Genomic DNA, 24,861 nt, shown 5'->3' with positions numbered 1-24,861 from the left:
CAATAATATGCGAATGCTACAGTCACTTAAAAGGGGAGCAGCACATGGGGAAATCAAGAAGAACGGTGCAAATCGTCATTTTGTTATTGATCCTGGTGTTGGGCGGATATGCGATAACCACATCGGTATCCGGCTCGAATGGCAAGCCAAAGGAAGGGGACAAGTCTCCTTCTTTTGAACTGCTGGGCCTGGATGGTCAAGTTCATACGTCTGATGAGTACAAAGGAAAAGCGATGGTGATCAATTTCTGGGGCACATGGTGTGAACCTTGTGTTAAAGAAATGCCTGCACTTCAGGCACAAGCTGACAAATGGAAGGACCAGGGAGTACAATTTGTCGGGATTAATGTTGGAGAAGACCAGATGACCGTTGATAATTTTGTGCGGCAGGTTGGGGTTACGTTTCCAATCATGCTTGACCGGGAGAAAAACTCGGTTCGTGATTTCGGAATCTCTCCGATGCCAACGACATTTTTTGTATCTGACACGGGCAAAATCTCTACCATTCATATCGGGCAACTTGATTTGGACACACTTGACGCTCAAATTTCGCAACTGGCGAAGCAGCCCTGACAGGAGGTCTATTCGTGTTCCAAAATACCAAATGTGAGTGCGGACACCAGAATCCGGTAGGCACTGTACTATGTGAAGCATGTGGGAAACCGCTGCTGGAGTCTGAAGCTAAATCGGATGAAGTGCTGGAAATGCGTTATGATGGCATGGCGCGCCGTTCACAGCGTAGTAATCCCAACATCATTGACCGCATATGGAACTTTTTTTCTTCCGTTAAAATTTCCGTCTATATGATTGTTTTCACGCTTGTAGGTTCTATGCTTGGTACAATCTATCCGCAAGAAAGTACATTCTTGAATATTGATCCTTCCGTGTATTACAAAGAAACATACGGTCAGTTGGGTCATATCTATTATCTGTTGGGTTTATCCCATACATACGAATCCTGGTGGTTTATTCTACTGCTGGTGCTGATTGGGGCATCATTGGTGATATGCAGTCTGGATCGCGTCCTGCCGCTCTACAAAGCACTGAATAAACAGAGAATACGTAAGCATACGCAATTTTTGACAAGACAGCGTCTGGTGTACCAAGGTACCATCGAAGAGGCACCAGAAGACTGGATTAAGAAAGCGGTTACGCCGTTGAAAAAGAAAGGATACCGTGTGCACACCCAAGGGGATGCATTACTCGCCGAGAAACAGCGATTCAGTCGATGGGGCCCATATGTCATCCATATTGGACTCATTATATTTTTGCTGGCGGTGCTCGCACGAGGTCTTCCAGGTCTGAATCTGGACGAGCATGTCGCTTTTCCTGAAGGTGAGATCAAAAAGATCCCGAATACGTCGATGTATCTGCAAAATGAACAATTTAATGTTGAATTCTACAGTGAGGAAGAAGTACCAGAGCAATTCCGTAACCTGAATAAGACCGTTCCAAAACTGTTCGAAACAAAAGTTGTTTTGTATGAATGTACAGCAGATTGTTCGGATCTTTCGAAGAAACCTCAGTTAGCTGAGGTAGCCAGACATGATGTACGCGTGAATCATCCATTGAATTATAACGGTCTGAAAGCCTATCAGTTTGATTATGATCTAACACCCACCATTCGGTCCGTAACGCCTGATCTGGTCAATACAAAGACGGGTGAAGTATACGGGGCAATTAAGATCGATATGGTAGATACCCAAAGAACATTTGAAGCAGGTCCTTATAAGCTCGCGGTAAAAGAAAAGTTTATGGACTTTGGATTGGATGAGAATGGTCAGCCCAAATCAAAATCGCCTTCACCTAATGCACCTGCTTTTCTCTTTCTCATCAAGGGACCGGATCTGCCCGAAGAGGGGATACAATATCTGTACTTTGCGAAGCAGATTGATAAACAACGGTTTCAACAAGATGCGATTAACCAACAGTTGACTGGAGCTGAGATTCCTTTACAGCTGGAAGTAGACAGTATGGACAAGGTCGATATTATTCAGTCCGTAAGTTATCTCAATATAAGAGTGGATAAGGCAATGCCTTTTGTGTGGGTAGGAGCCGGTATTGTTATGTTGGGTCTGGTCATGGGTTTTTATTGGCATCATCGCCGCATCTGGATTCGTTTTGATGATAAACAGCTCACATTGGGTGGACATACCAACAAAAACTGGTTTGGCTTCAGGCGTGAAATTGCGGCCGTCTTGAAACAGATGAATCTGGAAGTGGAAGAGAAGTCGTTGGATAACGGGGGGAATCAGGCATGAGTTTATTGGATTTCAGCAGCGACGCATTTATCGTATCTTTTTTTCTCTATTGTGCTGCATTCTTGTTATATGCTGTCGCGGTCATGGGCAAAAAATGGAGTAATCGTGATCCTCTGGACCATATGAATCGCTGGGGTAAAAGAGCTTTCATCGCTTCGACTGTCGCCTTGGCGGCACATATCCTATTTTTTGTAACCCGATGGGCTGGGGCAGGTCATATCCCGGTTAGTAACATGTATGAGTTCATGTCTTTTCTGTCCATGATGATTATGGTTGCATTTATTGTTGTATATGCCATATACCGCAAGTCATTACTGGGTTTGTTTGCCTTACCACTTACCATTATTATTATGGCGTATGCCGCTGTATTTCCTCAGGAGGTACAGCCATTAATCCCGGCGCTTCAGTCCATCTGGCTGAAAATTCACGTGACGTTGGCTGCGCTTGGTGAAGCATTCTTCGCCGTGGGTTTTGCCGCAGGGTTCATGTATTTGCTCCGTACTGTTGATTTCAGTGGTAAAGACAAGTCTTCAAGACGTCAACGAGGATGGGTTGAATTCACCCTGGTTACGATCGTTGTAGTCATCGGATTCATCGGAACGGTATTTGCCTTTCGTACAGCTGGTTACGAGGCGGTTTTTGTACAGAAAACGGTCAGCATTGACACAGAGGTACAGGAAAATAGTACAATAGAGAAAGTGATTTATCGCATGCCTCCGATTTTTGCACCATATAATAGCGAAGTGGAGAGCATGACACCGTTTCTTGGCATGAAAAAACCTTTACTTGAGACGCCTTCCTGGATGAACGGGGTAAATGCCGGACGCAAGCTGAATACGGTGGTTTGGTCACTTATTGTAGGTCTGATCCTGTATGGAATTGTACGACTTCTTGTGCGCAGACCACTTGGACAAGCGTTACAACCAATGATGGATGGAATCGATGCTGATGATCTGGATGAGATAAGTTATCGCGCGATTGCCATCGGTTTTCCGATATTTACGCTGGGAGCATTAATTTTTGCCATGATCTGGGCTCAGATTGCCTGGAGTCGCTTTTGGGGTTGGGACCCCAAAGAGGTGTGGGCATTGATTACATGGCTATATTATAGTGTGTATCTGCATTTGCGTTTATCCAGAGGTTGGCAAGGTCAGAAGTCTGCATGGCTTGCAGTTCTTGGCTTCCTGGTGGTTATGTTTACGCTGGTTGGAGTGAATCTGATCATTGCCGGATTACATTCTTATGCTGGAGCTGACTAGGACAGACTCGTATTGCAAAGGTGAGTTTAGAAGCGGGAAACACAAACGTACCTTTTTATTGAAGGGTATTCAAATATTGTTCGCCAGATCGAACATAATAGAAGTGATGAGGAGTTATTGCAAAGGGGCTGGAGAGGCATGGCTGAACATGAGAATCGAATACTGGTCGTGGATGACGAAGAGAGAATCCGCAGGCTTTTGAAAATGTATCTTGAAAAAGAAGGTTATGAAATCGATGAAGCTGAGGATGGGGAAACCGCACTGCGTAAAGCAACAGCAGGGGACTACGGGCTGATTTTGCTTGATGTGATGTTGCCGGGTATGGATGGAGTTGAAGTGTGTACCCGTCTTCGTCAGGTGAAATCAACGCCGGTTTTGATGCTCACTGCAAAAGGTGAAGAGATTAACCGGGTTCAAGGCTTCGAAGTTGGCGCTGATGATTATGTTGTAAAACCATTCAGCCCGCGTGAAGTGATTTATCGTGTCAAAGCGATTTTGCGTCGAGCTTCCGCGACAGCTTATCTCTCCAAGGAGAGCAATTCGAGTAACAACATCGTGTTCCCGCATCTGGTTATTGAGCATGATGCCCACCGGGTAACCGCTGGTGGCGAAGAGATTAGTCTTACACCAAAAGAATATGAATTGCTGCACTACCTGGCAACATCTCCCGACAAAGTTTTCTCCAGAGAAGAATTGCTCAAAGATGTATGGAATTACGAATTCTTTGGCGATCTTCGTACCGTGGATACGCATGTGAAGCGTCTTCGCGAGAAACTTAACAAGGTATCGCCTGAATCGGCGGCCATGATTACGACGGTGTGGGGTGTGGGTTATAAACTGGAAGTACCGAAGTAGTTTTAGTTTCTGGAGATCACTGGTCGGGAAGTTATGGATCACTATTATCTGCCTTGTGGGTTGTGTACTTATAGCGCTGGGTCTTTTTTTGCTGCCCTACATTGATACGAACTTTGCAGAATCCGAATCCAGAGATATTAAGCGGTTGTTCACCTATATCTGTATTATCGGATTCAGTTTAACCACGTTTTTTGCATTGTTTCTATTCACCAAAATAACGCAGCCTATGCAGCAATTGATTCAGGCAGCCAATGCGATTCGCAAAGGGAACTACGGAACACGTCTTTCCCTGGTAACGAGTGATGAGATTGGTGAACTTGCCAACACATTTAATCATATGGCTGCCCAACTGGAAGATAATATTCGAAACCTTAACCATGAGAAGGAACATTTGGCGAGTGTGCTTCGCAGCATGACCGATGCGGTGGTTACATTTGATGGTGAAGGCAAAGTTATTCTGACGAATCCGCCAGGAGAGAAGATCATGCAGGCATGGTATGATCTCGATTGGGCAAAAATGGACGAAGGACAAGAATCCGAACAGTCTGACAAGACTTCGCGTGATGTACCTGAGCCCCTTCTTCCTTTGTTCAGAATGGTGATGGAGCAAGGTGGGGACCAGAACTCCAATGTTCACGTACAGCAAGGTGTCTGGTCTGTTCAGATGGCACCGTTGTATGCTGACAGTGTTGTCAGAGGGGCTGTGGCTGTTTTAAGAGATGTAACAGAAGAAGTGCGTCTGGAGAAAATGCGACGTGATTTCGTGGCTAACGTATCTCATGAGATACGAACTCCGCTATCTATGATGCAAGGCTACAGTGAAGCCCTTTTGGACGGCATGGCAACCTCACCGGAAGAGAGCGAAGAACTGATCCAGGTCATTCATGATGAGTCCCTTCGGATGGGCAGACTGGTTAAAGACTTGCTTGATCTTGCCCGGATGGAAGCTGGACACACGGACATGGTGATGAAGGAAGTTGACCTCGGAGAACTACTTGAACGTGTATATCGAAAGTTCTCGGTGCGTTCAAAAGAACAGGGAATTCAACTGCAATTTAAGTTCGAACAACCAACTATTGAACTTCAACAGGCAGATGAGGATCGACTTGAGCAAGTATTTACGAATTTGCTGGATAATGCGTTCAGACATACACCTACTGGCAAAAATGTAATGATCTCAGCCGAGCGGGTCACTTATCTTCGTGCTCCATTTGTCAGAGTTTCTGTGAAGGATCAGGGTGTAGGTATCCCTTCATCCGACTTGCCATTTATTTTCGAACGATTCTACAAAGCAGACAAGGCACGTGTCCGAGGAGAAAGTGTAGGTACGGGGCTTGGTTTAGCGATTGTGAAAAATATTGTTGATGCGCATCAAGGCATGATTACCGTCAATAGTGTGCTTGGCGAAGGAACAGAGTTTATTTTGCAATTTCCCTTGGATTCATCGAAATAGCCTGAATTTCATACAAAAAGTGCGAAAACACCCTCTTATGGAGGGTGTTTTTTTGTTGAAGACTACCGTTTAATCTTGTTCAACGTGGAACATGAATGGTCTTTTTTTGACTAAAAAGAGTGTCCAAGATAATTTTCCTTCCTATGTGACATAAGCTTGAAAAGCAAGCAAGATAGAGGAGGATTGAGTTAAGCATGTCCGATGATCGAAAAAGGGTCAATATTAAAGCTTTTCTGGAAGGCAGATCTTTTAGAGCGGGCTCTCCGTTTGTTCCAATAACCACAAGAGAACTGGAGCAGTTTGAATCCATACTTCGTTCTTTGGCTGTGGCTATTCCTGCTGCAATCAGTCAGCCAACTTTAGCCAATATACTGTCATTGCAGAACGGATTACGCCAGTTACTTACTTTTGTAAATCAATCCGGATTTCGTGCCGGAGTAAAGGCAGAATTACAAGCCGTATTGGAATTAACGATTGCAGGTTCAGAGGTTGTCCCTGTTCCTCTTATTAATCTCGCAGGTAACTTGCAAAACTTACTGGATGACTTGTTAAGTGTGACGCTGCTTCTGGAAGTACCTCCTGCAGAAAAAGATAAACTTGTGGGATTAATTCGATCGATCTCCATATCGCTAAGTCGGGCGACGACAACTCTTGGAACTGGAGGGATTACCGGACCAGCTGGCCCACAGGGAGTGCCAGGAGTTCCGGGGGTACCCGGTGTTCCAGGAGTCCCTGGGGTGAAAGGGGCTACTGGACCGGCAGGAGGAGTTGGACTAGTAGGTCCAGTAGGGCCAGTTGGCCCACAGGGAGCGCAGGGTCCGGCAGGAGCACCTGGTGTTGGCTTGAACAATATTACGGCGTTTGACCCTGCGCTTGGGCCCACATATGCTCAAGGTCAAGTCGTTAGTTTCAACGGAAGTCTCTATGTTGTCAATGTAAACGGTCCTGTGGGTATACCCGGAAGTTCTCCAGACTACACCCTTTTGTTGTCGGGTGGAACGACTGGAGCAACGGGGGCAACCGGAGCTGGTTTGACTGGGGCCTTGCCATTTGATCCAGCACTCGCGCCGGGTTATACTGCGGGTCAGATAATCACATATAACGGTAGCACTTACATTACAAGTGTAGCTGGTCCGTTAGGAACACCGGGAACTTCATCGGATTATACATTAATTGCTGCTGCGGGGGTCACAGGTGCAACTGGAGCCACAGGTGTAGGATTAAGTGGCATCGTGCCATTCGATCCCGCATTAGCCCCATCATATCCAGCTGGACAGATCGTCACGTTTGGTGGCAGTACTTATATTACAAATGTCGCTTCGCCAACGGGTACGCCAGGTACTTCGCCAGACTATACATTGCTTGCAGGTGCAGGACCTACAGGAGCCACAGGTGCATCAGGTGTAACGGGAGCAACCGGGGCGGGATTGACAGGCATAGTGCCATTTGATCCAGCTGTAGCCCCAACGTATCCATCGGGTCAGGTAGTAACGTTTAACGGTAGTACGTATATAACTAATGTCGCATCACCAACGGGAACGCCGGGCACCTCACCAGATTACACGTTGCTTGCGGGCGCAGGAGCAACGGGTGTTACAGGTGCAACTGGCGTTGGAGTAACCGGAAGTACCGGAGTCACAGGGGCATCAGGTGTAACGGGAGCGACAGGCGTAGGTTTAAGTGGTATCGTACCATTCGATCCAGCTGTAGCCCCAACGTATCCAGCAGGTCAAGTTGTAACGTTCAACGGCAGTACGTATATTGCAAATGTGGCATCGCCAACGGGAACGCCGGGGACTTCACCAGATTACACGTTGATCGCTGGGGCGGGAGCAACGGGTGTGACGGGTGCAACTGGCGTTGGAGTAACAGGAAGTACCGGAGCATCGGGGGTAACGGGAGCGACAGGTGTAGGTTTAAGTGGCATTGTACTATTCGATCCAGCCGTAGCCCCAACGTATCCAGCGGGTCAGGTTGTAACGTTCAACGGCAGTACGTATATTGCGAATGTAGCATCACCAACGGGAACGCCGGGGACTTCACCAGATTACACGTTGATCGCTGGAGCAGGAGCGACAGGTGTGACCGGTGCAACTGGCGTTGGAGTGACAGGAAGTACCGGAGCATCCGGCGTAACAGGAGCGACTGGTCTTACAGGGTTAACCGGGGCGACGGGAATTACAGGAGCCACGGGACTAAGCGTAACGGGATCAACAGGAGTAACTGGAGGAACAGGGGCAACTGGTGAAACAGGAGCGACTGGTGTTACAGGGTTAACCGGGACGACTGGAATTACAGGAGCCACGGGACTAAGCGTAACGGGATCAACAGGAGTAACCGGAGGAACAGGGGCAACTGGTGAAACAGGAGCGACTGGTGTTGCAGGGTTGACTGGGGCGACGGGGATCACAGGAGCCACAGGAGTAAGTGTAACAGGTAGTACTGGAGCTACAGGGGAAACAGGAGCAACAGGCGTAACGGGATTGACTGGCGCAACGGGAGTCGGCATAACGGGAAGTACCGGAGCAACTGGTGTCACGGGGGAGACCGGAGTCACAGGTATAACCGGTGCAACGGGAAGCACCGGGGCAACTGGTGTCACGGGTGAAACAGGAGTCGGGGTAACGGGAGGCACCGGAGCAACTGGTATCACTGGTGAAACCGGAGCCACGGGAGTGGGCGTAACGGGAAGTACCGGGGCAACTGGTGTCACAGGGGAAACCGGAGCAACTGGTGCGACTGGAGGAACCGGAGCGACAGGTATAACCGGAGCCACGGGAGTCGGCATAACAGGAAGTACCGGAGCAACTGGTACGACTGGTGAAACAGGAGCGACCGGTGTTGTAGGGTTGACTGGGGCGACTGGAATTACAGGAGTTACTGGTGTCACAGGGGGAACCGGAGCCACAGGTATAACCGGAGCCACGGGAGTGGGCATAACGGGGAGCACCGGGGCAACTGGTGCGACTGGAGGAACAGGAACCACTGGTATAACGGGAAGCACCGGAGCAACTGGTATCACTGGTGAAACAGGAGCCACGGGAGTCGGTGTAACGGGAGGTACCGGAGCAACTGGTGAAACAGGAGCGACTGGTGTTGCAGGGTTGACTGGGGCGACTGGAATTACAGGAGTTACTGGTGTCACAGGGGAAACAGGAATCACAGGTATAACGGGAGCCACGGGAGTAGGCATAACGGGAAGCACCGGAGCAACTGGTATCACTGGAGGAACCGGAGCCACAGGTATAACTGGAGCCACGGGAGTCGGTGTAACGGGAAGTACCGGAGTTACTGGCGCGACTGGGGGTACAGGAGCCACAGGCACAACCGGAGCCACGGGAGTTGGTATAACAGGAAGTACTGGAGTAACTGGTGTCACTGGGGGAACCGGAGCGACAGGTATAACCGGAGCCACGGGAGTCGGCGTAACGGGAAGTACCGGAGCAACTGGTGCTACAGGGGAAACAGGAGTTACAGGTATAACCGGAGCCACGGGAGTCGGCGTAACGGGAAGTACCGGAGTTACTGGCGCGATTGGGGGTACAGGAGCCACAGGCACAACCGGAGCCACGGGAGTTGGCATAACAGGAAGTACCGGAGCAACTGGTGCGACTGGGGGAACCGGAGCCACAGGCACAACCGGAGCCACGGGAGTTGGCATAACAGGAAGTACCGGAGTTACTGGTGTCACAGGGGAAACAGGAATCACAGGTATAACAGGAGCCACGGGAGTTGGCATAACAGGAAGTACCGGAGTTACTGGTGTCACAGGGGAAACAGGAATCACAGGTATAACAGGAGCCACGGGAGTTGGCATAACAGGAAGTACCGGAGCAACTGGTGCGACTGGGGGAACAGGAGCCACAGGTACAACCGGAGCCACGGGAGTCGGCGTAACGGGAAGTACCGGAGTTACTGGTGCGACTGGGGGAACAGGAGTTACAGGTATAACGGGAGCCACGGGAGTTGGCGTAACGGGAAGTACTGGAGCAACTGGTGCGACTGGGGGAACAGGAGCCACAGGTACAACCGGAGCCACGGGAGTTGGCATAACAGGAAGTACCGGAGCAACTGGTGCGACTGGGGGAACAGGAGCCACAGGTACAACCGGAGCCACGGGAGTCGGCGTAACCGGAAGTACAGGAGTTACCGGAGCAACAGGTGCAACCGGAACATCTGTAACATCTAATTCGGCTTTTGCTGAGAACACTAATGGTACGATTGTTGTAATATTGGGTGGTACACTCGTTCCATTACCGAATAACCAAAATATTGGCACAGGTATAACCGTCAATGGGACAAATGACACCTTCACGCTGACTAATGCAGGTCGTTACTATATCTCATACAAAATAAATCTGACAGCTGCACTTGCTATCCAATCTCGGGTTTTACTTAACGGTACAGCTATTCCAGCGAGTGTAGTATCTCCAGTACTTTCTCTCAGTCAGCTGCAGTCTGACTTTATGGTTACCGTTACCGCTGGTTCTACAATACAGTTACAATTATTCGGGCTCGTTGGCGCAGCCGTTCTGTCTCCTCCGGGGTCTACACTAAACATTATTCAGTTAAGTTAATAGTTCGATTACGTATTAAGACTATTTCCATTGACCAAAAGAAGCGGAGTTCATATGGGGGGTGATGGGCACCCCTTTTCCAATTCCAAAAATATTTTGTTTGCAAACTTCATCACCGATATTTCAGCGAGTACACGAAAAAAAGACGGGACCACTAGGGCCCCGTCTCTCCTTATACATTTGAAAATATGTTTGATTATTCCAGAACGATTTCAACAGCAGTATTGATTTCAGGCAGCGCAGCAAGCTGCACAAGCACATCTTTTGGAACAGCTTTATCTACGGTCAGAATCATGATCGCTGCACCACCAATAATTTTACGTCCAACCTGCATGGATGCGATGTTGACATCATTTTGTCCAAGTAGGGTTCCTACACGTCCGATAATACCTGGTTTATCGTTGTGGGAGATCAAAATTTGATGACTTTCTGGAGCGATATCTACCGGGAATTTGTCCAGACGAACAATACGTTCTCCATAACCTGCAAGCAATGTACCTGCTACACGGCGTTCCTCAGCATCCTGAGTCGTAACCAATGTTACGGTAATCAGGTTAGTAAATCCTTTAGTTGTTGAGGTTTGGCTTACAACCACATTCAGATCACGGATTTTGGCCAGATGCATGGAGTTGACAATGTTGGCTTCCCCACCCAAATGTCTGGCGAGAATACCCTTCACAATGTAACGTGTGAGAGGAGAAGTATCTACTTCAGAAAGTTCACCAGCATAGTCGATCCGAATCTCCTGCACTGCATTTTGTGTAATCTGTGCTGCAAAACTACCCAACGTTTCACCCAGTTTGAAATACGGCTGCAATTTGTTCATCACAGTTGGTGCAACAGCCGGCATGTTAACTGCGTTTTTAAACGGTTCATTACGCAAAATGTGAAGCACCTGTTCCGACACATCGATAGCCACGTTCTCTTGTGCTTCTACTGTGGACGCACCAAGGTGAGGTGTAACGATAATGCTTGGGTGATTCAGGAACGGGTGATCAGCGGCTGGCGGCTCGCTTTCGAATACGTCAAATGCTGCACCAGCAACAATACCTTGATCAATGGCTTCCACAAGTGCCATCTCGTCAACTACACCACCACGGGCACAGTTGATGATACGCATGCCTTTTTTCATCACTTCGAATTGTGGACGTGAAATCATATGCCGTGTTTCCGGTGTTAATGGCGTATGAACGGTCATGAAGTCCGCATTGCGAATGATATCATCTACACTAGCAAGTTTCACTTGCAGCTTCTCGGCACGCTCTTCCGTGAGGAACGGGTCGTAAGCAAGAATGTCCATTCCGAATGCTTTGGCGCGCTTGGCAACTTCACTACCGATCCGTCCCATACCCAGTACACCGAGCGTTTTATTTCTTAATTCCACACCCAGGAAGGTTTTACGATCCCACGTACCCTGAATTGTTTTGGCGTATGCCTGAGGAATGTGTCGTGCCAATGCCATCATCATGGCAAACGTGTGCTCACAGGTTGTGATGGTATTGCCATCAGGTGCATTAATAACAATGATACCGCGCTGTGTAGCAGCTTCCAGATCAATGTTATCTACACCAACACCTGCACGTCCGATCACCTTAAGGTTGGTACCAGCCGTCATAATACGATCAGTAACACGAGTCTGGCTGCGAACCAAGAGGGCATCATAATCACCAATAATGGCAACAAGTTCATCTTCACTAAGACCGGTTTTCTTCTCAACAACAACATCATTTGCATCCACCAGTTGCTGGATCCCCAGATCACTGATTGGGTCCGACACTAACACTTTGTACATGGTTTCTTCCTCCTTAGGTATGTGTATCTATATCGTCAAGGTCTGACCTCAGCGAAGAGGTAATCCTTAAAACCAGGTTGATTCTTCCGCCCAACAACGCGGTGTCGCAACAGAGGGGGAAGGTGAAAGAAATAGAGTGATCCCACAGATATCCTTTAAAATAAATCAAAAAACTCTCAATCCACATACTGCTTGCGCAATAAGGGACGAGAGTTGTCGTGGTACCACCCTAATTCACCGCCGTTTCGCAACGACAGTCTTAGCGGTCAATGAAGACCGAAGAGGATAACGGGTCTAAACCGATTGCACCTACTCCAATTTCAATGCAATAACTCAGGAGCGCTCAAGACCATTTGCCTGCCACCGATTCACACCTACCATCGGCTCTCTGTAAGACGAAGCAACGTCTTTTTTCCATCATCGTGTTTAACGTGACTAATTTTTTCATAATGTATCATGGCTGACATGAGCATGTCAATAGGCTTAAATGTTTTAAATTGTTTTGCAGATGTCTTTAGATTCACACATAAACAGAGTCACCATAAGTAATACAATAGTTAATATACCTGCCACAAGAAGATGGAAAGTAAGCTGTTTGGTGAACTGAATTTTACTGCTTTAATGAAGTAATGGCACGGACATATAACCAGGACTTGGGGCAGGCCTTGAACCTAATTGGTTTTTTGGCTATCATTTAGTATACTATCCGATTGGACAACGTAATTGTTATCCATCAAATTTAACTCAAGAGGACAGACGCATCCGATGAAAAAATTCAAGTTTCCCAAGTTCAAGATTCAGAAGGCTGAGCCACAGCAGCTTACCGAGCGTTTGCTTTTAATCAATCTATACTTTACACAAGGTCTGACACTGATTATCGGAGTTGTGTGGATCTTATTGCAGAAACGAAACTTGTTAGATGTACTCGCATGGCCTGACAATTACCAATTTATATGGTGGGGTCTTGGTCTTGCAGGAATAATGCTTGTTATGGACTTGGTACTGTCGTATGTTATACCTCAGGAAAGCATGGACGACGGTGGAATTAACGAGATGCTGTTCCGTGGGCGTCCGATCTGGCACATTGTATGTATAGCAGCCATTGTTGCTGTGTGTGAGGAATTATTATTCCGTGGAGCCATCCAACATGCCATCGGTCCTTACTGGACAAGTATTTTATTTGCAGTTATCCATATTCGTTATTTGCGCCACTGGATTCCAACAGGCTGGGTGTTTATCTCAAGTTATGGATTGGGTTGGATTTACTTGCAGTCCGGCACATTATGGGCGCCTATATTATGTCACTTTATTATTGATTTGGTGTCCGGATTAGCGATACGTTTTCGGAGGGGATCATGAATCAGCCATTAAGTAGAATGAAGACATATGGCAGTCAGCGCCATCGTCAATCGGATAAAAAAGAGAAATCCGAGCGTCAGGTGGCTTCTCAAGTAAGCATCGTTGCTGAAACGGCAGCAGCTGCTGAGGTTGGCGGAATCACACCAATTACTTCCGTTTCTTTACCTAGATCACAGCGCAAGCCCTATACAGAAAAACTGGAAAGTCCAGTACTTCCTCAAAGGGCACCATCACGCTCCAAAAAAACGCCAAATTCAACGGAAGAATCGATCCCCGAAGCGGGTTCGCTTCCTACACGGACAGAATTACATCCTTCACGTCGGTTAAAATTGAGCAAGAGGTTTGTGAATTCACTCATTTTTATTTTTGTCATGTTAACGATTAGTCTGGTTTGGTGGGGGGTTGAAGGGGCACCTGCTCTGAATACGTTCCTTCCCTTGCCGTGGTAATGCTTTTACTCGCAGGTTTAATCATTTTGATGGGAGTATTACTAGTTTTTCATATGTGGCGTGAAGCCCACGTTCATCAAATGATTGAAGAAGAGGTTGAAGTGCCTCATCTGCCAACATCCTTTGACGGGGCTATGATTTTGTATGTATCCGACACGCACAAGCGCAAGCTGAAGCAGAAGGATCTGGCAAACGTTAAATCCAAGGTGGACTGGGTTCTCATCGGCGGGGATGTTGCGGAAAAAGGAATCTCATGGTCTCTAGTTAGACATAACATGAAAATTTTATCGAACATTGCTCCTTCATTTACGGTGTATGGCAACCATGACAAGAGGGCTGGTACCGCTCAACTTGCGCGAATCCTTCGGGAATCGGACGTTAAGCTCCTGCAGGATAATGTGGAATATCTGCAAAGGGGCAACGACAGATTGAGCCTGATCGGCATAGACTATCGTTCCAAACAGGGCGATGTATTACTACAGCAGATCGGTAACCGTTTTTGCAAAATTGCTATCGTTCATGATCCTTTGCAGGCCCTTCGATTGGAAGAAAATGCAGATCTTATTTTGAGCGGTCATACACATGGCGGACAATTGGTTTTACCATTTTTCGGACCTGTGTTCCTGAGCAAAGCGTATCGTCCCGTATCGAACGGGTGGTACTCCCTGAAGCGAAGTCCGGAGGACGTTCACCAAGAAGGCAAAATGCTTGTTAGCAGAGGATACGGTACGAATCATTTTCCTCTCCGACTAGGTTGTCCAGCGGAGATGCATATCATCACGTTAAGAGTGCCCGCGGAAAAAGCACTCACAGAGAAACAGCCTTGATCCAATCGATCAAGGCTGTTTTATTTTAATGCGCAAAATTACAATTTAACGAGCTTCCAATTCAATTGCACGCGGATCAACAAAGGAATAACCTTTCTTTTCGAGCTTGGTCAGCAACTCATCCAATGCTTCAACCGTCCATGGCAACTCGTGCATCAAAATATTGCTTCCGGGATTTAACTGGTCCAGTACATTTTGAATGACTTTTTCCGGTTTGTCTTTGGTGCTTTTATCCCAATCGAGCGAACCATTAGACCAAGTCATATATAACATGCCATTTTTCTTCACAGCAGACTTCAGTGCATCATTTCCCGAACCAAAAGGTGGACGGAAGAATTGCGGTTCCTCACCAATGGTATCCTTCACTATTTTTTGGACATCTGTAACCTGTTTTGCCGCCTCAGCGTTGGACATTTTTTTGAGATCCTCATGATCCCAGGCATGATTGCCTACAATCTGACCCCGTTCATGTATGAGTTTGAGCAATTCCGGATGGCTTTTCACCCGATATCCATTGACGAAAAATATCGCTTTAGCGTTATGTTTATCTAAAGTGTCGATCAGTGAAGTAATCATTTTTTCTTCTTTGGGTCCATCATCAAAAGTTAACAAGACCACTTTGCTTGGGCTCGCTTCATCGTTTGGTTTAATATAATAATTTTCATTCATATGATACGTCTTTTCCACTTTCTCTTCTGTAGAAACCTTCTCCGAAGATTCAGGTTCTTCTTCTGTCACAGTTGAATCTTCCGTTGAAGGCTCGGGCACACCAGTTCCGGGTTCTCCTGTTTCAGTTGGGTTAGAGTTACCTTGCTCTTCTTGAACCTTGGTAGTTGATTCGCCCGCTGGTGTGGAATTATCAGATGTTTTTTCTTCCGCTGTCCCACAAGCTGACAACAGCAAACTTGCAGCAATGATCAATGCGGCGGTATGTCTAAACATGATTTCAACTCGCTTTCCTGTATTTATACGGAATGAGATCGCTCACTACCGCAAACACTAAATATGATTTTAACACTTGAAGGAGGTTGGTGTAATGAAGGCTTCATCCTTTTTTTTGGGCATTTTCATTGGTGTTGCAGCCAGTTCATGGCTGTCCAAAGGCAAATTGCCCATGATGTCATCGGGTTCATCAAGAAATATGATGGATCAGGCAAAACATAAGATGATGGAAATGACTTTCCCGGGTATGGACGGGTTCACAAGTAAGCAAAATCAACATGATGAATCCCACAAAAATCCGGCAGCAAAGAGCGCAAGAGCAATCACACCGCAGGAAAAAGAAGCGAATATGAGCATGCTCAAAGATTTTATTCGCACCAATCCGGATGTGAAGCAAGAAGTTGAGCAAATTTTAAGCCAAACAAACACAACAGTACCGGGTTTATAAACCAAAACCTCCAATTAGAATCATCCACAGTCTTGATTTGCTGTGGAATGATTCTTTTTTTGTCGATTTTACTTCGTGCATTTAGAGGTATAAAATGATAACATAACTACATAGATTTATTTTCAGCACATATTGTTTTGTGCTTCATAATCTGTTATAAGACTTGCTTATAAAGGGGAGATCCTGTATGAAAATAGAACGACTAAGTCACGATAAGATACGGATTTTCCTGACCTTTGACGATCTGAGCGAGCGCGGAATACAAAAAGAAGATATGTGGCAGGAAATACCTAAGGTTCATGAACTGTTCACTGAAATGATGGATCAGGCCTATTCCGAACTTGGATTTGATGCCACAGGTCCACTCGCTGTCGAAGTATTCGCACTTCCCGCTCAAGGGATGGTTGTCATTGTCACACGTGGAAAATATGATCCGCAACAATATGGTTTAGGTCATGAAGATGATCTTCCTGAAGAAGTATATGAAATGGAAGTTACACTCGAGCAAAGCGATTCCATTGTTTATGCATTCAAGGACTTTGAAGTGCTCATTGAAGCTGCACATATGTTGCGTCAGCATGTTACGGATGCTGGGAGACTTTATTCTTATAAAGACAAGTGGTTCTTGCATTTGGAGCCAGATGAGGTAGATTCCACCAAACATGCGGCATTGATTGCCTTGCTTGCTGAATTTGGCGAAGGCTCCTCAGTTACTCCAGCAGTCATGGAAGAGTATGGTAAGGTTGTTATTCCTGCACAAGCGATTGATGTTATCTGCACCCACTTCAAACGCCAGGATTAATCTCTAGTTGTAATCGCGTCTTTAGTCAGAGGAGGGAATTTCGGTGCTTTTGTTTTCGGTCTTAGCGGCAGCAGTTGCTCCGGGTCTCGCCTTGTTAACATACTTTTACCTGAAAGACCGTTATGATTATGAGCCACTTCATATGGTATTGCGGGTTTTCCTCATGGGGATTCTGATGGTACTGCCTGTGATGATTATTCAGCGTGGCATGATGATGTGGCTCGGGGATAATCCTTATCTTGAGGCCATTATGATCTCAGGTGGTGTGGAGGAATTCGTTAAATGGTTCGTACTTTATCATATCATCTATAATCACACCGAATTTGATGAGCCGTATGACGGGATCTTATATGCAGTCGCTGTTTCACTTGGATTTGCCACTGTTGAGAATGTGTTGTATGCCTTTGCGGGGAATGCATCCGTCTCAGCCATGTTCCTTCGGGCACTGCTCCCTGTTTCAGGGCACGCTATGTTTGCGGTAATCATGGGTTATTATATGGGCAAAGCCAAGTTTATCGGTGGTAAGAAAAAGCGGTGGTATATCGTTCTTTCTCTGGTGTTACCTTTTTTCTGGCATGCATTGTACGATGTCATCATGAACACCATGGTGAATCATTGGTTGTGGTTTATAGCGCCGCTAATGGCGGGCCTGTGGTATGGGGCAATGGGTAAAATCACACGAGCTAATAACCGTTCTCCTTTTCGTTTTGTGAAGCGGGAGGAAGAGGTTAAATTATAAAAATACGGACACACTGGTGGACATAAAGCGCATATTGCGCCTATGGCTCCGGTGTGTTTTTATTTTTACAGATAAATTCCCGGGGAATGACCAACAGAAACGGAGATCGTTGTGATGAGAATTAAAATTAAAATCAGATGCAAACAATGCGGTGAACGATTTACATTACGAGGCAAGAAAGAACGGGGCCGGATTGAGACGGGATTCAAGCAGTGCCTCTGTGATAACAGAGACCAGTTCGAAATTGAAGAAGAGGGCATGGCAACTGGGGTCCAGCTGAATTAAAAGGAGGACCCAAACAGTACTTTAGCAGCCTGCTTGTGTAAGGACTGGAAATCGCATGCATAAGAGATCTTTCTTCGATCCACAATAGAGGTAGTGGTTTAGAAGAAAGGAGACTCTACCGATGTATAAACGATTAAGTTCAGTTATGTTTCCGATATTTGCGGTTCTGCTGGTCGGCGCGCTCGTGTGGGGCTATCAGGAGAATCAGGAGAAGAATGCAATTCTGATCAAGGCAGAGAACCAATATCAGCGTGCCTTTCACGATTTATCTTTTCATATGGACAAATTGCATTCGGAGATTGGTAACACCTTGGCGGTTCACTCTACATCACAGGGGATGCATCGCAAAGGTCTGATGAATGTATGGCGACTCACCAGTGAAGCGCAGAATGAGATCAACCAACTGCCACTCACCATGCTGCCATTTAACGAGACAGAGGAGTTTCTCTCACGTATCTCCAACTTTGCCTATCGGGCGTCGATGCGTGACTTGACGAACGAACCGCTAAGTGAGAAGGAAATGGGCAACCTGAAAAAGCTGTATCAGAATTCATCCGAGATTACCAAGAATCTGCAGGATGTGCAGCAGAAAGTGCTGACGGACCGATTGCGCTGGATGGATGCAGAGACTGCCATGGCAACACAAGAGCAAACCATGGACAACACGATTGTTGATGGTTTTCGTACAGTGAACAAAAAGGTACAGGAATACCCGGAGCTTGATTGGGGTCCTTCCGTATCCAATATCTATGCAAAACGATCAGTCAAGAAACTGGACGGCTTGCCGGTGACCAAAGAACAGATTCAGAGCAAGGCTGCAAAATTCTCTGATGCGGATCGTAGCAAAATCCAAGTGCAAGAGAACGGCAAAGGAACAGACTGGGAGTCCTACACTGCCACGATTGATCATGCCAACAATGGCAAACTGATGATGGATTTCACCCGTAATGGCGGAATGCTGATCTCTTACAGTGATACGCGTCCAATCGGAACCAAAAAAGTGTCTCGTCAGAATGCCATGGCTAAAGCAGATCAATTTCTAATGAACAAAGGTTATAAGGATATGAAGGCTGTAAACTACGATGAATATGGTAATCTGGGTAACCTTACTTATGTGCGTAAGCAAGGGGACGCCTTGATCTATCCTGAGAAAATGTCAGTCCGTGTAGGTTTGGATACAGGCGAAGTAACCGGCTTCCAGGCGAGTGACTTTGTCTACGAACATAATGACAAGCGTAAAATTCCGAAAGCAACTCTTACGGAGCAACAGGCGAGGAAAAAGCTTAATTCGGAGTTTGAAGAAAATTATGTTCGCAAATCCCTGATTGAGAATGATTACAGCAAAGAAGTATTGTGTTATGAATTCGGAGGGAAAATTAACGGTTCTCGTTACCGGATATACATTAATGCGAATACAGGAATAGAAGAAGCGGTTGAAGAGATCAAACCGGTCAATGCAACCTCATAAAAAGATGGATAATTTGAATTTGAAGTTGAGCGAATAACTGCGGCAGACCACGATGTGGTCTGTTTTTTTCTTGTTCAATGTGAGAAAGGTCATGGTATAATAGTCCTTGTACATACGAAGATAAATACATAAAGTGGCGGTGAACAGCTTGTTTCCGAAAATAAATGAAATTTTATACATCCAGATTGCTTCTGCAGATGAAAAAGAGGAACACAAAGAGTACAAATCACGCATTGCAGATATGGATGACAGCAGTTTTCTGATTGAGGTCCCGATGCAACAAGGAAGCAGCCGTCTGAAAAGGCTCTTTTTCGGAGAGGAATTGTCCATTTCATATATTACGGAGGATGGGGTCCGGCATTATTTTAATACCTATGTCACGGGATTTGAGGAAGATGTGGTCCGTCTTGTCCGTATCCGCAAACCGCTTCCGAGCGATATATCCAAAATACAACGGCGCAGCTTTCTTCGTGTTCATGCAAACCTCGAATTGGCCATCCAGAGTGAAGACCTGACCCGTGCCGTCGGATTGACTGAAGATATTGGTGGCGGTGGATTGTCCATCTACGGCGAAACAGGTTTTTCAATAGCTGAAGGTCAAAAACTGAAATGCTGGTTGCTGGTTCCCTATCGGAATTCAACCATTGAACATGTGAATTTTGAAGCTGAAGTTGTGCGGATCAAAACCCTGGAAACCGGCAGACAGCTATGCATGCTGAAATTTGTGCAGATTTCAGATTCGGAGCGCCAAAAAATTATCAAGTTTTGTTTTGAACGGCAACTTGACTATCGCACGAAGTAGGAATGTTATGGCATAAAGAGAGGCAGCTGCGGGTACCGTAATGAAAAAACGGAGGTGTTGCCTTGAATCGTCGTCATGCAACCCGCAGATATGAACGACTTTATTATGTTTTCTCCAAGCGAATGGAACGAAAGGTTGCGATTCTGATTACAGTCCTTCTAATCCTGCTTGTAGTATATCAATTGCTGCTGTTGGTACCAGGCTTCAAAAAGAATTTGACCACCATTGACCGCCTGGAAGGAACGCCAATTGAAGGGCAAACGATGAATGATTACAAATGTTGTTGATTTGTCTGTTTTTGCATCCATGTGTAGAGTGTGGTATAATTCTCACGATGCAGGCAATGCCTGTTTTTTTATTGAGGTTTATCGTTTGAGGAGGAATGCCCCGTTGGCAAGCCAGAACACATCAGAGAACGGGAAAATGAACGTTGCAATTGACGGACCTGCCGGTGCCGGGAAAAGCACGGTGGCCCGATTGGTTGCAGAGGCGCTCGCGTATGTATACGTCGACACAGGCGCAATGTACCGTGCGGTAACCTTGTATATGCTTCGGAAAGGTATTACACCGGAAGATGTGACACAGGTACTTCAGGAAGCCCAAAAGCTGGTCATTGATTTACAACCGGATCCCGACGGACAGAAAGTGTTCTGTAATGGGGAAGAAGTAACCTCGGAAATCCGCTCCCGTGAAGTGACGGGAATCGTGTCCCGATATGCGCAAATCGAGGGGCTGCGTACGCAATTAGTGGATACTCAGCGGCAAATGGCTTTGCGCAAGGGCGTCGTCATGGATGGACGCGATATCGGAACGACAGTACTGCCCGATGCGGAAGTGAAAATCTTCATGACTGCCAGTGTGGAAGAGCGTGCGCTTCGCCGCTTCAAAGAACTGGACCCCTCTGAAGGACTGACGTTGCAACAGCTGGAGCGAGACATTGCCACCCGTGACAGATTGGATGAGAGTCGGGAAATTTCCCCATTGCGTTGTGCTGAGGATGCTATCGTCCTTGATACAACGGAGATGAACATTCATGAAGTGGTTGACAAAATCGTATCTTATTGCACAATGGTCAGAGGAGAGATCGGTCTATGATTTACACATTTTGCAGCACATTACTGCGGATCATTTATACCATTCTTTTCCGCTTGGAGGCCGTTGGACGGGAGAATATTCCGAAAGAAGGCGGCGTACTTTTATGTTCCAATCATATTAGTAACTTCGATCCTCCAACCGTTGGTATCAAAATTCACCGTCAGGTGCGTTTCATGGCCAAAAGCGAATTGTTTGAAATTCCGGTACTCGGCCGAATTATTAAAGCCGTGGGCGCTTTCCCCGTTAAACGTGGAGGTGTCAGCAAGGAATCCATCAAAACCTCACTCAATATTTTGCGTGATGGTCAAGTGCTTGGAATTTTCCCCTCGGGAAGCCGTCACAATGATGGAGGTATCGGCAAAAAAGGGGCAGCGAGTTTTGCTCTCCGCAGTGGCGCTACAGTTATTCCTACTGCTATTATCGGTAACTACAAAGTTTTTCGTAAGATGAAAGTTGTATATGGAGCACCAGTAAGTTTGGACGAGTTCAAGGAAGACCCATCTGGAGAAGCTCTGGAGAAGGCGACTGAAAAGATTATGTCCAAGATTAACGAAATGGTGCAAACGGGCGTGCCAAGCAAGTAATGGCATCGTCGGTAGCTGAGTGCATGTTTCCATATTTTTGAGGGAGACTAAAGCTTGAGCACTCAGTGATGAAAGTGTTTTGAACTCTGCTACAGGCAGGTTTGAATATAATGGGGTTTTTGAATTGAGGAGGGTATTTGACATGTCGGAAGAAATGAAAAATCAAGAAGCAACCCAAGATGAGTTGGATCAATTCGTTTCCTTGAAAAAAGGAGATACCGTAAAAGGAACCATCGTCAAATTGGAAGATAACCAAGCCTATGTGAGCATTGGATATAAATATGACGGTGTCATTCCAATTCGTGAACTGTCTTCATTACATGTTGACAGCGCGTCTGACGCAGTAGAAGTTGGACAAGAAGTTGAAGCTAAAGTTCTTAGCATCGACGACGAGAAAGAAAAACTCGTTCTGTCCAAACGTGCAATCGACAGCGAAAACGCATGGGATCAATTGCAAAAGCATTTTGAAGACCAAGACGTATTCGAAGTTGTTGTAGGTGATGTTGTTAAAGGCGGTCTGGTAGCAGACGTGGGCGTACGTGGATTTATCCCGGCTTCCATGGTTGAACGCCATTTCGTTGAAGATTTCAGCGACTACAAAGGACGCACACTGCGTGTTAAAGTGAAAGAGATCGACCGTGAGAACAACAAAGTGATCCTTTCCCAAAAAGACGTACTGGAGCAAGAATTCGAAGCAAACAAAGCTACAGTAATGGCTGGTTTGCAAGAAGGTCAAGTGATCGAAGGTACAGTACAACGTTTGACTCAATTCGGTGCATTCGTTGATGTGGGCGGAGTTGACGGTTTGGTTCACGTATCCGAGCTGGCTTGGACACACGTTGAAAAACCATCCGACGTACTGTCTGAAGGTGATAAAGTTAGTGTGAAAGTGCTGAAAGTTGACCCTGAAAAAGGCAAAATCAGCCTGAGCATGAAAGCTGTTCAACCAGGTCCTTGGGAAACAGCAAGCGAAAAATTCAATTCCAGCGATATCGTAACAGGTGTTGTAAAACGTCTGGTAGACTTCGGTGCATTTGTTGAAATCGCTCCTGGTGTTGAGGGACTTGTGCATATCTCGCAAATCTCCCACAAACACATCGGCACTCCTCATGAAGTGCTGAAAGAAGGACAAGAAGTTCAAGTTAAAATCTTGGACATGAACCCTTCTGAGCAACGTGTAAGCTTGAGCATCAAAGAAACAGAAGAAGCTCCAGCTCAACCACAAAAATCAGAAAGACCTTCAAGAAACAACGCTCCGCGTGAAGAAATCAACAATCCAAACGTTTCCTTGAACAATCAAGGTATGAGCACTACGCTTGGCGAACTGTTTGGAGACAAACTCAGCAAATTCAAATAAGTTAACAATGCATGGTTCTAAGTTATATACTGCATATTTTGCTGAATAACAAAAGCAAGATCGGCGAGCCCAAGGCGGGTTCGCCGATTGTTTTTATTGCGAGTAATTTGGCATGAAACGTTAGCCAAGACATATCTTTTTTGCTATGATGAGTATCGTAAGTATGGACAGGAGGAGTGGAATGTATGGCAAGACCCGTTGTGGCAATTGTCGGACGACCGAACGTGGGTAAATCCACCATTTTCAATCGGATCATCGGCGACAGACTGGCCATTGTGGAAGACAAGCCGGGCATTACCCGTGACCGCATATATGGAATCGGTGAATGGAACGGTAAACCATTTAGTATCATTGATACAGGTGGTATCGAAATTGATGGTGAAGATGTAATCTTAAAATCGATTCGGATGCAAGCAGAGCTCGCTATTGAAGAAGCGGATGTTATTGTATTCATGTGTGATGCAAAAGCAGGTATTACGCAATCGGATGAAGAGGTAGCAGAGATGCTCTACCGCTCAGGCAAGCCTATTGTTGTAGCCGTTAACAAAGTGGATAATATCGGACGAAGTGAGCTCATTTATGAGTTTTATGGATTTGGTTTCGGTGATCCCATCGGCGTATCCGGAAGTCACGGTACAGGTGTAGGTGACTTGCTTGATGCAATTGTGGAGAAGTTGCCAGAACTTGAGGAAGAGACTTACGATGAAGATGTCATTCGTGTAGCTCTGATCGGACGTCCTAATGTAGGTAAATCTTCACTGGTGAACGCTATTCTGGGTGAAGAGCGTGTCATTGTAAGTGACGTGGCTGGAACGACCCGGGATGCGATTGATACACCTTTTGAAAAAGACGGCCAACGTTACGTGCTGATTGATACAGCAGGTATGCGTAAGCGTGGTAAAGTATATGAAACAACTGAGAAATACAGTGTAATGCGTGCGATGCGTGCGATTGAGCGTGCAGATGTTGTTCTGATTGTCATTAATGGTGAAGAAGGCATTATTGAACAGGACAAGCATATTGCAGGATATGCATTCGAAGCTGGTAAAGCGTCATTGTTTGTTGTGAACAAATGGGACGTGGTAGAGAAGCATGACAAGACGATGAAAGAGTTTGAGAGAAAAATTCGGGATCACTTCCTGTTTATGATTTATGCTCCGGTCGTATTCTTGTCAGCCCTCACAAAACAACGCTTACAAAAATTGTTGCCGGTTGTGAAAAGGGTAGCAGATCAACACTCGTTACGTGTACAAACACATCTACTTAACGATGTGGTATCGGATGCAGTAGCTATTAACCCTCCGCCAACGGATAAAGGACGGAGAATGAGAATTAACTATGTGACTCAGGTTGCCGTTAAGCCGCCGACCATGGTTGTTTTTGTGAACGATCCGGAATTGATGCACTTCTCATATGAGCGCTACCTGGAGAATAAAATCCGTGCAGCGTTTGATTTCGAAGGAACACCAATTCGCATATTTACTCGGAAGAAGTCCGACGAAAGTTAG

22 protein-coding genes and 1 other annotated feature are annotated in these 24,861 nt (G+C 46.2%); of the genes, 20 read left to right on the top strand and 2 right to left on the bottom strand.

Annotated features, from left to right (window positions below):
* The first annotated feature begins 44 nt into the window (after window positions 1-44).
* The 6 genes from J2Z28_RS17770 (at window position 45) to J2Z28_RS31500 (ending at window position 10,404) form a co-directional block, all read left to right on the top strand.
* Window positions 45-572: a redoxin family protein gene (locus J2Z28_RS17770; protein WP_017687661.1), complete on the top strand. Its 528-nt coding sequence runs from the start codon at window positions 45-47 to the stop codon at window positions 570-572.
* A 14-nt stretch (window positions 573-586) separates the two neighbouring features.
* The gene (gene resB, locus J2Z28_RS17765; protein WP_211083500.1) at window positions 587-2,260 is read left to right on the top strand and encodes a cytochrome c biogenesis protein ResB; all 1,674 of its coding nucleotides are present in this window, start codon (window positions 587-589) and stop codon (window positions 2,258-2,260) included.
* On the top strand, window positions 2,257-3,519 hold the full coding sequence (gene ccsA, locus J2Z28_RS17760; RefSeq protein WP_211083499.1) for a cytochrome c biogenesis protein CcsA: 1,263 nt from the start codon (window positions 2,257-2,259) through the stop codon (window positions 3,517-3,519). Before resB ends, ccsA begins: the two co-directional genes overlap by 4 nt.
* 138 nt (window positions 3,520-3,657) lie before the next feature.
* A complete protein-coding gene (locus tag J2Z28_RS17755; RefSeq protein WP_036607918.1) occupies window positions 3,658-4,374 on the top strand; it encodes a response regulator transcription factor in 717 nt (238 codons plus the stop codon).
* Between the two features lie 55 nt (window positions 4,375-4,429).
* The gene (locus tag J2Z28_RS17750; protein ID WP_253501426.1) at window positions 4,430-5,827 is read left to right on the top strand and encodes an ATP-binding protein; all 1,398 of its coding nucleotides are present in this window, start codon (window positions 4,430-4,432) and stop codon (window positions 5,825-5,827) included.
* 194 nt (window positions 5,828-6,021) lie between these two features.
* Window positions 6,022-10,404: a BclA C-terminal domain-containing protein gene (locus tag J2Z28_RS31500; RefSeq protein WP_211083498.1), complete on the top strand. Its 4,383-nt coding sequence runs from the start codon at window positions 6,022-6,024 to the stop codon at window positions 10,402-10,404.
* Window positions 10,405-10,600: 196 nt separating this feature from the next.
* Here the strand turns inward: J2Z28_RS31500 and serA are convergent, their stop codons facing one another.
* The gene (gene serA / locus J2Z28_RS17740; protein ID WP_047843574.1) at window positions 10,601-12,196 is read right to left on the bottom strand and encodes a phosphoglycerate dehydrogenase; all 1,596 of its coding nucleotides are present in this window, start codon (window positions 12,194-12,196) and stop codon (window positions 10,601-10,603) included.
* A gap of 199 nt (window positions 12,197-12,395) precedes the next feature.
* Window positions 12,396-12,626: a binding site (T-box leader), on the bottom strand.
* 335 nt (window positions 12,627-12,961) lie between these two features.
* Here serA and J2Z28_RS17735 point away from each other — a divergent pair.
* The 3 genes from J2Z28_RS17735 to J2Z28_RS17725 are packed head-to-tail and all read left to right on the top strand — an operon-like array spanning window position 12,962 to window position 14,831.
* Window positions 12,962-13,555, top strand: a complete 594-nt coding sequence (locus tag J2Z28_RS17735; protein ID WP_017687670.1) for a CPBP family intramembrane glutamic endopeptidase — start codon at window positions 12,962-12,964, stop codon at window positions 13,553-13,555.
* Entirely contained in the window at window positions 13,552-14,004 is a 453-nt protein-coding gene (locus J2Z28_RS17730) for a hypothetical protein (protein WP_017687671.1), read from the top strand. The genes J2Z28_RS17735 and J2Z28_RS17730 overlap by 4 nt, the downstream gene beginning before the upstream one ends.
* A 29-nt stretch (window positions 14,005-14,033) precedes the next feature.
* Window positions 14,034-14,831, top strand: a complete 798-nt coding sequence (locus J2Z28_RS17725; RefSeq protein ID WP_211083497.1) for a metallophosphoesterase — start codon at window positions 14,034-14,036, stop codon at window positions 14,829-14,831.
* A 45-nt stretch (window positions 14,832-14,876) separates the two neighbouring features.
* Here J2Z28_RS17725 and J2Z28_RS17720 read toward each other — a convergent pair whose 3' ends face one another.
* On the bottom strand, window positions 14,877-15,773 hold the full coding sequence (locus J2Z28_RS17720) for a polysaccharide deacetylase family protein (RefSeq protein ID WP_211083496.1): 897 nt from the start codon (window positions 15,771-15,773) through the stop codon (window positions 14,877-14,879).
* A 94-nt stretch (window positions 15,774-15,867) separates the two neighbouring features.
* Between J2Z28_RS17720 and J2Z28_RS17715 the strand changes: the two genes are divergently transcribed.
* The 11 genes from J2Z28_RS17715 to der all read left to right on the top strand — a co-directional run bounded on the left by J2Z28_RS17715 (window position 15,868) and on the right by der (window position 24,861).
* On the top strand, window positions 15,868-16,221 hold the full coding sequence (locus J2Z28_RS17715; protein ID WP_211083495.1) for a hypothetical protein: 354 nt from the start codon (window positions 15,868-15,870) through the stop codon (window positions 16,219-16,221).
* A gap of 187 nt (window positions 16,222-16,408) precedes the next feature.
* Window positions 16,409-17,023, top strand: a complete 615-nt coding sequence (locus J2Z28_RS17710) for a genetic competence negative regulator (protein ID WP_017687675.1) — start codon at window positions 16,409-16,411, stop codon at window positions 17,021-17,023.
* Between the two features lie 43 nt (window positions 17,024-17,066).
* Complete coding sequence (gene prsW / locus J2Z28_RS17705; protein WP_211083494.1) at window positions 17,067-17,762, top strand: glutamic-type intramembrane protease PrsW; 696 nt, start codon at window positions 17,067-17,069, stop codon at window positions 17,760-17,762.
* A gap of 114 nt (window positions 17,763-17,876) precedes the next feature.
* Entirely contained in the window at window positions 17,877-18,047 is a 171-nt protein-coding gene (locus J2Z28_RS17700) for a hypothetical protein (RefSeq protein ID WP_167350887.1), read from the top strand.
* A 121-nt stretch (window positions 18,048-18,168) separates the two neighbouring features.
* On the top strand, window positions 18,169-19,515 hold the full coding sequence (gene ypeB, locus J2Z28_RS17695; protein WP_211083493.1) for a germination protein YpeB: 1,347 nt from the start codon (window positions 18,169-18,171) through the stop codon (window positions 19,513-19,515).
* 148 nt (window positions 19,516-19,663) lie between these two features.
* A complete protein-coding gene (locus tag J2Z28_RS17690) occupies window positions 19,664-20,317 on the top strand; it encodes a flagellar brake protein (protein WP_017687679.1) in 654 nt (217 codons plus the stop codon).
* A 62-nt stretch (window positions 20,318-20,379) separates the two neighbouring features.
* On the top strand, window positions 20,380-20,604 hold the full coding sequence (locus J2Z28_RS17685; RefSeq protein ID WP_211083492.1) for a hypothetical protein: 225 nt from the start codon (window positions 20,380-20,382) through the stop codon (window positions 20,602-20,604).
* Between the two features lie 103 nt (window positions 20,605-20,707).
* The gene (cmk, locus tag J2Z28_RS17680; RefSeq protein WP_211083491.1) at window positions 20,708-21,412 is read left to right on the top strand and encodes a (d)CMP kinase; all 705 of its coding nucleotides are present in this window, start codon (window positions 20,708-20,710) and stop codon (window positions 21,410-21,412) included.
* Window positions 21,409-21,996 (top strand): lysophospholipid acyltransferase family protein, encoded by a 588-nt coding sequence (locus J2Z28_RS17675; protein WP_211083490.1) that lies wholly within the window; start codon window positions 21,409-21,411, stop codon window positions 21,994-21,996. Before cmk ends, J2Z28_RS17675 begins: the two co-directional genes overlap by 4 nt.
* Before the next feature lie 142 nt (window positions 21,997-22,138).
* Window positions 22,139-23,353: a 30S ribosomal protein S1 gene (rpsA, locus tag J2Z28_RS17670; protein WP_036607712.1), complete on the top strand. Its 1,215-nt coding sequence runs from the start codon at window positions 22,139-22,141 to the stop codon at window positions 23,351-23,353.
* A gap of 185 nt (window positions 23,354-23,538) precedes the next feature.
* The gene (der, locus tag J2Z28_RS17665) at window positions 23,539-24,861 is read left to right on the top strand and encodes a ribosome biogenesis GTPase Der (protein ID WP_211083489.1); all 1,323 of its coding nucleotides are present in this window, start codon (window positions 23,539-23,541) and stop codon (window positions 24,859-24,861) included.

The sequence above is a fragment of the Paenibacillus xylanexedens genome (assembly GCF_017874615.1).
Taxonomy (GTDB): Bacteria; Bacillota; Bacilli; order Paenibacillales; family Paenibacillaceae; genus Paenibacillus; species Paenibacillus xylanexedens.
The sequence above is the reverse complement of the archived record's forward strand: the minus strand, read 5'-3'. Positions and strand labels throughout refer to the sequence as shown.

What these genes read in the sequence shown, in the direction of transcription:
- J2Z28_RS17770 (WP_017687661.1), top strand. Translation starts at nt 45, where the DNA reads ATGGGGAAATCAAGAAGAACGGTGCAAATCGTCATTTTGTTATTGATC.
- ccsA (WP_211083499.1), top strand. Translation starts at nt 2,257, where the DNA reads ATGAGTTTATTGGATTTCAGCAGCGACGCATTTATCGTATCTTTTTTT.
- J2Z28_RS17755 (WP_036607918.1), top strand. Translation starts at nt 3,658, where the DNA reads ATGGCTGAACATGAGAATCGAATACTGGTCGTGGATGACGAAGAGAGA.
- J2Z28_RS31500 (WP_211083498.1), top strand. Translation starts at nt 6,022, where the DNA reads ATGTCCGATGATCGAAAAAGGGTCAATATTAAAGCTTTTCTGGAAGGC.
- serA (WP_047843574.1), bottom strand. Translation starts at nt 12,196, where the DNA reads ATGTACAAAGTGTTAGTGTCGGACCCAATCAGTGATCTGGGGATCCAG.
- J2Z28_RS17735 (WP_017687670.1), top strand. Translation starts at nt 12,962, where the DNA reads ATGAAAAAATTCAAGTTTCCCAAGTTCAAGATTCAGAAGGCTGAGCCA.
- J2Z28_RS17730 (WP_017687671.1), top strand. Translation starts at nt 13,552, where the DNA reads ATGAATCAGCCATTAAGTAGAATGAAGACATATGGCAGTCAGCGCCAT.
- J2Z28_RS17725 (WP_211083497.1), top strand. Translation starts at nt 14,034, where the DNA reads ATGGGAGTATTACTAGTTTTTCATATGTGGCGTGAAGCCCACGTTCAT.
- J2Z28_RS17720 (WP_211083496.1), bottom strand. Translation starts at nt 15,773, where the DNA reads ATGTTTAGACATACCGCCGCATTGATCATTGCTGCAAGTTTGCTGTTG.
- J2Z28_RS17715 (WP_211083495.1), top strand. Translation starts at nt 15,868, where the DNA reads ATGAAGGCTTCATCCTTTTTTTTGGGCATTTTCATTGGTGTTGCAGCC.
- J2Z28_RS17710 (WP_017687675.1), top strand. Translation starts at nt 16,409, where the DNA reads ATGAAAATAGAACGACTAAGTCACGATAAGATACGGATTTTCCTGACC.
- J2Z28_RS17700 (WP_167350887.1), top strand. Translation starts at nt 17,877, where the DNA reads ATGAGAATTAAAATTAAAATCAGATGCAAACAATGCGGTGAACGATTT.
- ypeB (WP_211083493.1), top strand. Translation starts at nt 18,169, where the DNA reads ATGTATAAACGATTAAGTTCAGTTATGTTTCCGATATTTGCGGTTCTG.
- J2Z28_RS17675 (WP_211083490.1), top strand. Translation starts at nt 21,409, where the DNA reads ATGATTTACACATTTTGCAGCACATTACTGCGGATCATTTATACCATT.
- rpsA (WP_036607712.1), top strand. Translation starts at nt 22,139, where the DNA reads ATGTCGGAAGAAATGAAAAATCAAGAAGCAACCCAAGATGAGTTGGAT.
- der (WP_211083489.1), top strand. Translation starts at nt 23,539, where the DNA reads ATGGCAAGACCCGTTGTGGCAATTGTCGGACGACCGAACGTGGGTAAA.